The sequence below is a fragment of the Thiobacillus sp. genome (genome assembly GCF_024708915.1).
The window spans coordinates 1-10746 of record NZ_JANJXQ010000144.1 but is presented as its reverse complement, the minus strand read 5'-3'; the positions used below and the strand labels follow the sequence as shown (position 1 = coordinate 10746).

12 protein-coding genes are annotated in these 10746 nt (G+C 64.6%); 2 read left to right on the top strand and 10 right to left on the bottom strand.

The annotated features are described in order from the left end of the window. Together Q0L94_RS10480 and Q0L94_RS10475 are read left to right on the top strand one after the other, a co-directional pair. Window positions 1–357, top strand: a 357-nt coding sequence (locus Q0L94_RS10480; RefSeq protein WP_296753104.1) for a peptidylprolyl isomerase, incomplete at its 5' end; no start/stop codon positions are given. 8 nt (window positions 358–365) lie between these two features. Continuing rightward, complete coding sequence (locus Q0L94_RS10475) at window positions 366–1115, top strand: UDP-2,3-diacylglucosamine diphosphatase (RefSeq protein WP_296753103.1); 750 nt, start codon at window positions 366–368, stop codon at window positions 1113–1115. Here Q0L94_RS10475 and Q0L94_RS10470 read toward each other — a convergent pair. From Q0L94_RS10470 to trpB, 10 genes are read right to left on the bottom strand one after another with little or no spacing between them, the layout of a single operon-like run. Beyond that, on the bottom strand, window positions 1110–1766 hold the full coding sequence (locus Q0L94_RS10470; RefSeq protein WP_296753102.1) for a hypothetical protein: 657 nt from the start codon (window positions 1764–1766) through the stop codon (window positions 1110–1112). The genes Q0L94_RS10475 and Q0L94_RS10470 overlap by 6 nt on opposite strands. Beyond that, window positions 1763–2932: an O-succinylhomoserine sulfhydrylase gene (locus Q0L94_RS10465; protein ID WP_296753100.1), complete on the bottom strand. Its 1170-nt coding sequence runs from the start codon at window positions 2930–2932 to the stop codon at window positions 1763–1765. Before Q0L94_RS10465 ends, Q0L94_RS10470 begins: the two co-directional genes overlap by 4 nt. A 5-nt stretch (window positions 2933–2937) precedes the next feature. Continuing rightward, the gene (purF, locus tag Q0L94_RS10460) at window positions 2938–4458 is read right to left on the bottom strand and encodes an amidophosphoribosyltransferase (protein ID WP_296753098.1); all 1521 of its coding nucleotides are present in this window, start codon (window positions 4456–4458) and stop codon (window positions 2938–2940) included. A 21-nt stretch (window positions 4459–4479) separates the two neighbouring features. After that, window positions 4480–4971: a CvpA family protein gene (locus Q0L94_RS10455; protein ID WP_296753097.1), complete on the bottom strand. Its 492-nt coding sequence runs from the start codon at window positions 4969–4971 to the stop codon at window positions 4480–4482. After that, a complete protein-coding gene (locus Q0L94_RS10450) occupies window positions 4968–5633 on the bottom strand; it encodes an SPOR domain-containing protein (protein ID WP_296753095.1) in 666 nt (221 codons plus the stop codon). Before Q0L94_RS10450 ends, Q0L94_RS10455 begins: the two co-directional genes overlap by 4 nt. Further along, window positions 5614–6891, bottom strand: a complete 1278-nt coding sequence (gene folC / locus Q0L94_RS10445) for a bifunctional tetrahydrofolate synthase/dihydrofolate synthase (protein ID WP_296753094.1) — start codon at window positions 6889–6891, stop codon at window positions 5614–5616. Before folC ends, Q0L94_RS10450 begins: the two co-directional genes overlap by 20 nt. Window positions 6892–6894: 3 nt before the next feature. After that, window positions 6895–7764 (bottom strand): acetyl-CoA carboxylase, carboxyltransferase subunit beta, encoded by an 870-nt coding sequence (accD, locus tag Q0L94_RS10440; RefSeq protein WP_296753092.1) that lies wholly within the window; start codon window positions 7762–7764, stop codon window positions 6895–6897. Window positions 7765–7781: 17 nt separating this feature from the next. Continuing rightward, complete coding sequence (gene trpA / locus Q0L94_RS10435) at window positions 7782–8588, bottom strand: tryptophan synthase subunit alpha (RefSeq protein ID WP_296753090.1); 807 nt, start codon at window positions 8586–8588, stop codon at window positions 7782–7784. A gap of 3 nt (window positions 8589–8591) precedes the next feature. Beyond that, the gene (locus Q0L94_RS10430; RefSeq protein WP_296753089.1) at window positions 8592–9500 is read right to left on the bottom strand and encodes a restriction endonuclease; all 909 of its coding nucleotides are present in this window, start codon (window positions 9498–9500) and stop codon (window positions 8592–8594) included. 2 nt (window positions 9501–9502) lie between these two features. Beyond that, window positions 9503–10702, bottom strand: coding sequence for a tryptophan synthase subunit beta (trpB, locus tag Q0L94_RS10425; protein ID WP_296753106.1), 1200 nt, complete (start codon window positions 10700–10702; stop codon window positions 9503–9505). Window positions 10703–10746: the final 44 nt, after the last annotated feature.

Sequence of the window (10746 nt, the reverse complement as noted above, 5' to 3'; positions counted from 1 at the left end):
GACGGCTTCATGATCCAGGGCGGCGGTTTCGAACCCGGCATGACGCAAAAGCCGACGCGCGCCGCGATTGAAAACGAAGCCGCCAACGGCCTCAGGAACGAGGCCTATACCATCGCCATGGCGCGCACATCCGACCCCAATTCAGCCACCGCGCAGTTCTTCATCAACATCGCCAACAACAGCTTCCTCAACTTCACCGCACCGACCCCGCAGGGTTACGGCTACGCCGTGTTCGGCAAAGTGGTCGAAGGCATGGACGTGGTCGACAAGATCAGGAAAGTAAAAACCGGCAACCGCGCCGGGCATCAGGACGTGCCGCAGGAAGACGTCGTCATCGCCCAGGCCGAAATCGCCTGATTGGCCCGGTGAGCCCGACCTCGTCGTTGAAAACGGGCCGCACCTTCTTTGTCGCCGACCTGCATCTAACCGACGAACGCCCGGTCGCCACCGGGCGTTTTTTTCGTTTCCTGGATGAGGAAGCCGCGGGCGCGGATGCTCTCTACATCCTGGGCGACCTGTTCGAGGCCTGGATCGGAGACGACCACGACGAACGGGTCGCCCGCGACACGGCGCTGCGGCTCAAGGCCCTGGCCGCTGCGGGCACGCCGGTGTATTTCATGCACGGCAACCGCGACTTCATGCTGGCCGGGCGCTACGCTGCACTGGCCGGCATGACGCTGCTCACCGACCCCACCCGGATCGATCTGTACGGCGTGCCGACGCTGCTGATGCACGGCGACACCCTGTGTAGCGACGACATGGCTTACCAGGCCTTTCGCCGCCGGGTGCGGCACCCGCTGACGCTGGCCTTGTTGCGGCAGCTGCCGCTGGCCTGGCGCCGCCGCCTGGCACGCCAGGCGCGGGCAGGCAGCGAATCAGCCAAGGCAGGCAAGCCGGCCGCGATCATGGATGTGAATGCCGATGCCGTGCTGCGCGTGCTGCGCGAACATCGGATCTGCCGCCTGATCCACGGCCACACGCATCGCCCGGCGCAGCATGTCCATGCGGTCGACGGCCATGACTGCGAACGTTGGGTGGTGCCGGACTGGTATGCGCGCTGGGGCTATGTGGTGTGCGGCGCCGCCGGGTGCGCGCTCAGGACGGAAGATTTATGACGGCGCGTTGATCGTCGCCATGCCGTCCGGCACGCTGAACAGTTCAGGCCGCAGCGGCTGCCGGGTTTCGCTTTCGAGCTGCCGCGTGCGCCCGGTGAACTCGCGCTCGTCCAGCGGCAGGCCAAGCGCCAGCGTGGCGCCCGATTCCCATACATGATTCGCCAGATCGCAGTCGCGCTGCATCTCGGGCGGCGCATCCTTCCAGACGCGGTATTGCGTGGCGGCCAGGATGGATTTCAACTCGGCCATCGCGCGCGCCGCATCCGGCGCGGCACGCTGGGCGGCCACGCCTTCGCTGCACACCACTCCTTTTACGCTGAGACTGAAACGCCGGGTGCCGCGTGCAGCCTTGTGGACATCGAGCCGCGGCTTCCAGCCGGCAGGCTTGGGCGGCAGCATGCCGGAAGTGAACACCATTGCCAGCCTGCTTTCGCGCATGACGTTGACGACTAGACGCTGGCGCCGGTCCAGCAGGACGAAATCGCCGTCGTCCTCGCCGCTGTCCATGCGCATGAAGTCAGGCGTCACCAGGATGCGCGTCGGGTAAGGCGCATCGCCCGGATCCTGGTCGACATAGCGCACCACGGCCATGTCGGCTGCGTGGACCGCGCCGACGCACACCAGCAGGAGTGCGGACAGTGCCTGCTTCATGCCAGCCCGCGCGCAAGATCCGCCTGGATGTCAGCCACCGCTTCGAGCCCCACCGCGATGCGCACCAGTCCGTCGCCGATGCCGGCTGCCGCGCGCTGCTCCGGCGTCATGCGGCTGTGGGTGGTGGTGGCCGGATGGGTGATGGTGCTCTTGGTGTCGCCGAGGTTGGCGGTGATCGACAGCATTTTCGTCGCGTCGATCAGCTTCCAGGCGGCATCCTTGCCGCCCTTGAGCTCGAACGAGACGATGCCGCCGCCGGTTTTCTGCTGGCGCATCGCGAGTTCATGCTGCGGGTGCGACGGAAGACCCGGATACCACACACGCGCCACCTGGGGCTGGGCTTCCAGCCATTGCGCCAGCGCCAGCGCGTTTTTCGAATGCGCTTCCATGCGCAGCGAGAGCGTTTCCATGCCTTTGAGAATCACCCACGCGTTGAATGCCGACAGCGACGGGCCGGCGGTGCGCAGGAAAGTGTAGACGCCTTCCATCAGCGCCTGGCTGCCGAGCACCGCGCCGCCGAGCACCCGGCCCTGGCCATCGAGATATTTGGTGGCGGAATGGATCACGATGTCGGCGCCGAGTTCGAGCGGCTTCTGCAGCGCCGGTGAACAAAAGCAGTTGTCGATCGCGAGCCAGGCGCCGGCCTCGTGCGCGATGTCTGCGAGTGCGCGGAGGTCGCTCACCTCGGTGAGCGGATTGGACGGCGACTCGACGAAGAACAGTTTGGTGTTCGGCCTCACCGCCGCGCGCCATTCCGCCGGATCGGTCGGCGACACGTAGGTCGTCTCGATGCCGAAACGGCCGAGGATGTTGGAAAACAGCTGCACGGTGGAGCCGAAGATCGAGCGCGACGCGACGACGTGCTCGCCCGCCTTCATCAGCCCCATCACGGTCGCCAGGATCGCCGCCATACCGGAGGCGAAGGCGACGCAGCGCTCGGCGCCTTCGAGCGCCGCCAGCCGCGCCTCCATCATCTGGACGGTGGGGTTGGTGAAGCGCGCGTAGATCGGGCCGGGCTGCTCGCCCTTGAAGCGCGCCGCTGCTTCCGCCGCACTGCCGAACACGAAGCTGGAGGTGAGGAACATCGCCTCCGAGTGCTCGTTGAACTGGCTGCGCACGGTGCCGGCGCGAACCGCCAGCGTTTCAAGATCGTAAGCGTCGTCCATGTGCATCAGCCGTTGCTTGCCAGATTGAGGTCGAGTTGCTGGGTCGACAAGGCCGACGGCGGCGGCGTTTCGCCATTGCGCACGGCCTCGACGAAATTCAGGTATTCCGGCGTGACGTCGCCGGTGATGTAGCGGCCGTCGAAGCACGAGGTATCGAAATCGGGAATCGCCGGGTTGCCGGCCCGAACCACGCTCACCATGGCGTCGAGATCCTGATAGATCAGGGCATCGCAGCCGATCTCGCGCGCGATCTCCGCGTCGGTGCGGCCGTTGGCGATCAGCTCGTTGCGGGTCGGCATGTCGATGCCGTAGACGTTCGAATAGCGCACCGGCGGCGAAGCCGAGGCGAAGTACACCTGCGCAGCGCCGGCATCGCGCGCCATCTGCACGATCTCGCGGCTGGTGGTGCCGCGCACGATGGAGTCGTCGACCAGCAGCACGTTGCGGCCCTTGAATTCTTCACCAATCGCATTGAGCTTCTGCCGCACCGATTTCTTGCGCAGCGCCTGCCCCGGCATGATGAAGGTGCGGCCGATATAGCGGTTCTTGATGAAGCCTTCGCGATACGGCACGTTGAGATGATTCGCCAGCTGCAACGCCGAGGGGCGGCTGGTGTCGGGAATCGGAATCACCACGTCGATGTTCAGATGGGCGAAATCGCGCTTGATCTTTTCGGCCAGCGAGATGCCCATCGCCAGACGCGTGTTGTAGACCGAGACGCCGTCCATCACCGAATCCGGGCGCGCGAGGTAGACGTATTCGAAGATGCAGGGATTGAGCACCGCACGGTCGCTGCACTGGCGGCTGTGCAGCTTGCGCTGGTAATCGACGAACACCGCTTCGCCCGGCGCCACGTCGCGCAGCAGGCGGAAGCCGAGGGTGTCGATCGCCACGCTTTCCGAGGCGACGATGTACTCGTGCGGGGCGACCTGATCGTTGACGCCGATCACCAGCGGACGGATGCCGTGCGGATCGCGGAAGGCCAAGAGGCCGTAGCCGGCAATGAAGGCCGTCACCGCGTAGGCCCCCTTGCAGCGCGCATGCACACCCGCCACCGCACCGAAGATCGTATCCAGGTTCAGCTGCTGCCCCGAGGCGCGCACTTGCAATTCATGCGCCAGCACGTTCAGCAGCACTTCGGAATCCGAATTGGTGTTGACGTGGCGCAGGTCGGCGCGGAACAGCGATTCCTTCAGTTCATCGGTATTGGTGAGGTTGCCGTTGTGCCCCAGCACGATACCGTAGGGCGAATTGACGTAGAACGGCTGCGACTCGGCCGACGACGAAGCGCTGCCCGCAGTGGGGTAGCGCACGTGCGCCACCCCCATGTCGCCCAGCAGGTTGCGCATGTCGCGGGTGCGGAACACGTCGCGCGCCAGGCCCTGTCCCTTGTGCATATGGAAGCGGCTTTCCTCTGCCGTCACGATGCCGGCGGCATCCTGGCCGCGATGCTGCAGCACCATCAGCCCGTCGTACAAGAGCTGGTTGGCCGCCGAATTGGAAACGACTCCGATTACCCCGCACATACAGCGCACCCATCCATGAAATTATTCAAAACGAACGTACTTCGCCACCTCTGCCGGCACCAGCGGCAAGGCGCGCTGCGCCATCGCCTGCAGGCTGTCCGACAGCATGGCCTGCTTCCAGAAATCGGTACGCGGCAGCGAGGTCAGTCCAGCCGCCAGCGTCAGGCCAGCCAGTATCACCAGCCCCTTGGCCAGCCCCAGCACGCCGCCCAGCACTTTGTCGGCGCTGCCCAGTCCGGCCGCCTTGACCAGCGAAGCCAGGGCATGCCCCAACAGCAGTACGCCAATCAGCACCGCCAGAAAAATCACCGCGAAGCCGGCGAAATAACGAATGCCCGGATTGTCGGTTGCGATCGGCAGCAGGGGGGCCACCATCAGCGCGCCCCACTTGCCCAGCACAAAGGCCAGGATCCAGGCCGCCAGCGAAAACAGCGTATCCACCATGCCGCGCATCAGCCCGCGTACCACGGTCAGAACCAGCACCAGCAGCACGATGAGATCGAGCATGCTCATTTTGTGAGCACCTGTCCGGCCATGCCATTTTCGGCCAGTTTCACCGCAGCCGCCACTGCGGCTTCGCGCGAGGCATAGGGGCCCACGCGCACGCGCGTCAAGGCGCCCACCTTGTCCGTGTAGGCCGGCAACCCGGCGCTGGCTGCACGCGCCTTGAGCGCACTGGCCTTGGCGGAATCGGACAGTGCGGCAAGCTGCACCACGAAAGCCTCGCCGGTTGCCGCGGATTTGGCCTGCGGCGCAGGCGTCGGCGTCGGTGTGGGTTTCGCAACCGGTTGGGGCGCGGGTTTGGGCGGTTCCGGCTGAGGCGCGGGCTTGGGTGCTTCGGGTTTGCGCGGTTCGGGTTTGCGCGGTTCGGATCTGGGCGCCGGTCCGCTGAGCGTTGCCGCAGGCGGTGCGGGTTGCCTCGTCTCCAGTTGCGGGGAGGGGGGCGGTGCCGCCACGACGGCAGCCTGCTCCGCTTCGCTGGACGGATCCGGCTCATCGCGCAATTCGGCGACCGGCGACACTGCCATCTTCACCGCCAGCGAACTGGCAGGCGGCGGTTCGTCTTCCAGCAACAGCGGCAGCACGATCACCGCCAGCAAGGTCAGCGCAACCGCGCCGATCAGGCGGCGCCGGGCGCGGCGTTTGAGGTCATTTTCACTGCTGGGTGGCGGCATGGTCGAGCACGGCGGCAACGGTATAGAACGAACCGAAGACGAGAATTCTATCACCTTCGCATGCCGCGCTTCGCGCCTCCGCCAGCGCCGCATTCACATCCCGCTGCACCTTGACCGGGGCATGGCCTGCGTGCGTGCGCAGGATGGCTGCCAGCGCCGCGGCATCGCGCGCACGCGGCGAAACAGGCATGCACGCCCACCACGCATCGATCTCGCCGGACAGTGCGGCGAACACGCCTGCCGCATCCTTGTCCGCCAGCATGCCCACCACCGCCAGCGTGCGCCCGGCCACCGGCTGGTCGCGCAAGGTGGCGGCCAGCGCCCGCGCCGCTTCCGGGTTGTGCGCCACGTCGAGAATGACTTCCGGCGCATGGGCGATGCGCTGAAATCGCCCTGGCGCCCGCGCCACGGCAAGCCCCTGGCGGATCGCCGCCTCGCTCACCGGCAGGCGGGGGCGCAAGGCCTCCAGTACCGCCAGCGCACCGGCTGCATTGCGTAGCTGATAGCCCCCCGCCATGGCGGGCAAGGGCAGATCGGTCCAGTTGCACGCCCTCCCCCGATAGGTCCAGCGATCCGTCTCGCGCTGCACGGCGAAGTCGCGGCCCGCGCAGCGCAGGTCGGTGCCGAGGTGCCGGGCGTGCTCGATCAGGCTGGCAGGCGGTTCAGGGTCGGCGCAGACGGCGGGACGGCCGGCGCGGTAAATGCCGGCTTTCTCGAAACCGATCTTTTCGCGGGTATCGCCCAGAAATTCCATGTGGTCGAGGTCGACGCTGGTGACGACCGCGGCATCGGCGTCGAACGCATTCACCGCGTCGAGACGCCCGCCGAGGCCGACTTCGAGGATGGCCACGTCGACGCCGGCATCGATGAACTGCAGCATCGCGCCCAGGGTGCCGAATTCGAAATAGGTCAGCGAGATGTCGCCACGCGCGGCATCGACTCTTTCAAACGCGGCGACCAGTTCGGCGTCGTCCGCCTCCCTGCCGGCAATCCGCACCCGCTCGTTATAGCGCAGCAGGTGCGGCGAGGTGTACAGGCCGGTCTTGTAGCCGGCGGTGCGGAGCATGGCTTCGAGATAGGCGCAGGTGGAGCCTTTGCCGTTGGTGCCGCCGACGACGATGAGGGGAAAGGCGGCATCCAGCCCGAGCGCATCCTTGACGCGGCGTACCCGCTCCAGGCCAAGCTCGATGGTGCTGGGATGCAGCTGCTCCAGCCGCGCCAGCCAGCCGGCCAGCGAAAGACCCGAGCGAGCTGGCACGCCCTAGGCAGCCAGCGCCGGCCGGCCCATCATCATCGCCAGCGTGGTGGCGAGTTCGTCGCGCATCTGGCGGCGGTCGATGATGCGGTCAATAGCGCCCTTCTCCTGCAGGAATTCGGCGCGCTGAAAGCCTTCCGGCAGCGTCTCGCGCACGGTCTGCTCAATCACGCGCGGACCGGCAAAGCCGATCAGCGCATTCGGTTCGGCGACGATGAGGTCGCCCAGCATGGCGAAACTCGCCGACACGCCGCCCATGGTGGGGTCGGTCAGCACCGAGATGAAGGGCAGGCGGTTGCGCGAGAGCTGGGTCAGCGCAGCCGAGGTCTTGGCCATCTGCATCAGCGAGAACAGGCCTTCCTGCATGCGTGCGCCGCCGCTGGCGGAAAAGCAGACGAAGGCCGAGTTCGATTCGATCGCCGCTTCCACGCCGAGCACAAAACGCTCGCCCACCACCGAGCCCATCGAACCGCCCATGAACTTGAATTCGAACGCCGCCGCCACCACCGGCACTGCCTTGACGCTGCCGCCCAGCACCACCAGCGCATCGGTTTCCGACGTGCCGGCCTGGGCCTCTTTAAGACGGTCGGGATATTTCTTGCTGTCCTTGAACTTCAGCGGATCGAGTGGCGTCACCTGGGCGCCGATCTCGTGCTGGCCCTCGGCATCCAGCAGCATGGCCAGCCGCTGCCGTGCGCCGATACGGTGATGATGGCCGCATTTGGGACACACCTCCTGATTGCTTTCGAGGTCTGCACGGTACAGCACTTCATTGCATGCCGGACACTTGGACCACAGGCCCTCGGGCATGGATTTCTTGTCGGTCAGCGCACGCCGTTTGATTTTCGGCGGCAAAATTTTCTGGAACCAGCTCATCGTTATTCTCCGCTACCTTATTTCGACGCCGCGTCGACACCCCGGCGCAAATCCTGCACCAGGTGTTTCACCCGGCTGATCACCTCGTTTTCGGGCGCCGTCTCGATCTCGTGCACGATGCGGCTGCCCACCACCACGGCGTCGGCAATACGCGCCACCGCTTCGGCTGTCGCCGCATCGCGGATGCCGAACCCCACCCCCACCGGCAGGCTGCAACGTGCGCGAACCATGGCAAGCTTGCGCGCCACTTCCTCGATGTCGAGGCTGGCCGAGCCGGTCACTCCCTTCAGCGACACGTAATAGATGAAGCCGCCGGCAACCGCCGCCACCTGCTCCACCCGGGATTCCGGCGTGGTCGGCGACAGCAGGAAAATCGGATCGATGCCGTGCGCCTTGAATACATCGGCCACGCCGTGCGACTCTTCCGGCGGAATGTCCACCGTCAGCACGCCGTCCACGCCGGCCGCCTGGGCGGCCAGGGCAAAGGCCTCGTAACCCATGCGCTCGACCGGATTGGCATAGCCCATCAGCACCACCGGCGTGGTCGCGTTGGTCTTGCGGAATTCCGCCGTCATCGCCAGCACGTCCTTCAGCCCGACCTTGTTCGCCAGCGCCCGCTCGGAGGCGCGCTGGATCACCGGTCCATCCGCCATCGGATCGGAAAACGGCACCCCCAGTTCGATGATGTCCACCCCGGCTTCCACCAGCGCGTGCATCAGCGGCACCGTCAGGCCCTTGCCGGGGTCGCCGGCAGTGATGAAAGGGATCAGGGCTTTCCTGTTTTGCGCCTTGAGCGCGGTAAAAGTCTGGCCGATGCGGCTCATGGTTCAGTCTTCTTCAAAATAATCAGTGTCTAAGCGCTTCACCGTATAGACATCTTTGGTAGAAACACCCAGATCGTGGTCCATCATCAGTTCCGCCAACATTGGGCCGTCAATCAGCACAACCCGATGATTCACTTGTGACGCATACTCAGCAGCGCCTTTGGAAAAACCCGAGCTGGTAATGAAAACGCCTTTGCTGGCTTTATTGCCAGCCAACGCGCCTACAAATTTCTGAATTTCCGGGCGCCCGACATCCGCCTCCCACCGTTTGGCTTGGATGTAGATCACATCCAGCCCCAAGCGGTCTTCGTTGATGATGCCATCGATGCCACCATCACCACTTTTCCCGACCACTCGCCCAGCGTCTTCCTGTGTACCGCCATAACCCATCTTCAGCAGAAGGTCGACTACCAATTCCTCGAAGCGTGCGGGGCTGACACTTTTAATTTGATCCAGCACCTCAAGTGCGAGTGCCTCGCGCAATTGTTTATAACCACCCGCAATGAGCTCGTCAGGCGTTTCCTGATTCAGTGCAACCGGCTCAGCAGGTTTGCTCTCGTCCTTGGGTTTGCCCGCATTGAAAGCCACAAATTCAGGGAATCGTTTCAGATACTTGACATTCAAGGGCTGTGGATTTTCGTGCAAAACCTGCAATCCACGGGCTGTAATTCTGAAAACGCCGCGCTTCACCATCTCGAGCAAGCCCGCCTGTTTGAGATAACTCTTCGCCCATCCCACACGGTTATCAAACATCCCCTGCTTGCCGCTTGCAAGCTTGATCGCGAGTTCTCCTTCTGTCAGTTCAAACTGGTTTGCCAGTAATGGCAGCAGCTCTTGCTTGGTATGTTCCTGACCATCCGCACAGGCCTTAAGAAGCGGCAGGAAAATGCTTTGAAAATCGGGAATGGCCATGCTTACAGCGTGATCCCCGAGACCTTCGCCACCGTGTTGATGTCCTTGTCGCCACGGCCGGACAGGTTGACCAGGATGATCTGGTCACGGCCCAGGGTCGGCGCGAGTTTTTTGGCATGCGCCACGGCATGACTGGATTCGAGCGCGGGGATGATGCCTTCGAAACGGCACAGGTCGTGGAAGGCGGCCATGGCTTCGTCGTCGTCGATCACGACATATTCGGCACGGCCGGCGTCCTTCAGGTAGCTGTGCTCGGGACCGACGCCGGGGTAGTCGAGGCCGGCGGAGACCGAATGGGTTTCGATGATCTGGCCGTTCTCGTCCTGCATCAGATAGCTGCGGAAGCCATGCAGCACGCCGGGGGTGCCGGCATTCAGCGGTGCGGCGTGCTTTCCGCTGGCGAGGCCGGAGCCGCCCGCCTCCACTCCGATCAGGCGCACGCCTTCGAACGGAATGTAGGGGTGGAAGATACCGATCGCATTGGAGCCGCCGCCGACGCAGGCAACCACCGCATCCGGCTGGCGTCCCGCCAGTTCCGGCATCTGCACGACGCATTCGCGGCCGATCACGCACTGAAAATCGCGTACCAGCATGGGATAGGGGTGAGGGCCGGCGGCGGTGCCGAGAATGTAAAAAGTCGATTCGATGTTGGTGACCCAGTCGCGCATCGCCTCGTTCAACGCATCCTTCAGCGTCTTCGAGCCGCTGTACATCGGCACCACGGTAGCGCCAAGCAGTTTCATGCGAAAGACGTTGGGCGCCTGGCGTATGACGTCCTCGGCACCCATGTAGACCACGCATTCCATGCCGTAGCGCGCGGCAACAGTGGCCGAGGCGACGCCGTGCTGGCCGGCGCCGGTCTCGGCGATGACGCGCTTCTTGCCCATGCGACGCGCCAGCAGCGCCTGGCCGATGGTGTTGTTGATCTTGTGCGCGCCGGTGTGGTTGAGATCCTCGCGCTTGAGGTAGATCTGCGCGCCGCCGTATTGCTCGGAAAGGCGCCTGGCATGGTAGACCGGGCTGGGACGGCCGACGTAGTGCTTCAGTTCGTATTCGAATTCGGCCATGAAGGCAGGGTCGTTGCGCGCCTTGTCGTATTCGACGCGCAATTCCTCCAGCGCCGCCATCAGGGTTTCGGCGACGAAAATGCCGCCATAGGGGCCGAAGTGGCCGCGGGAATCAGGTAGATCGGTGAGCTTCATGATGCTTCTTTCGCGTTCGCAATGAATCGCGCCATCTTGTGCGC

Coding starts and splice junctions, on each gene's coding strand:
- purF (WP_296753098.1), bottom strand. CDS start 4,458: ATGTGCGGGGTAATCGGAGTCGTTTCCAATTCGGCGGCCAACCAGCTC.
- accD (WP_296753092.1), bottom strand. CDS start 7,764: ATGAGCTGGTTCCAGAAAATTTTGCCGCCGAAAATCAAACGGCGTGCG.
- Q0L94_RS10470 (WP_296753102.1), bottom strand. CDS start 1,766: ATGAAGCAGGCACTGTCCGCACTCCTGCTGGTGTGCGTCGGCGCGGTC.
- Q0L94_RS10450 (WP_296753095.1), bottom strand. CDS start 5,633: ATGCCGCCACCCAGCAGTGAAAATGACCTCAAACGCCGCGCCCGGCGC.
- Q0L94_RS10455 (WP_296753097.1), bottom strand. CDS start 4,971: ATGAGCATGCTCGATCTCATCGTGCTGCTGGTGCTGGTTCTGACCGTG.
- trpB (WP_296753106.1), bottom strand. CDS start 10,702: ATGAAGCTCACCGATCTACCTGATTCCCGCGGCCACTTCGGCCCCTAT.
- trpA (WP_296753090.1), bottom strand. CDS start 8,588: ATGAGCCGCATCGGCCAGACTTTTACCGCGCTCAAGGCGCAAAACAGG.
- Q0L94_RS10430 (WP_296753089.1), bottom strand. CDS start 9,500: ATGGCCATTCCCGATTTTCAAAGCATTTTCCTGCCGCTTCTTAAGGCC.
- Q0L94_RS10465 (WP_296753100.1), bottom strand. CDS start 2,932: ATGGACGACGCTTACGATCTTGAAACGCTGGCGGTTCGCGCCGGCACC.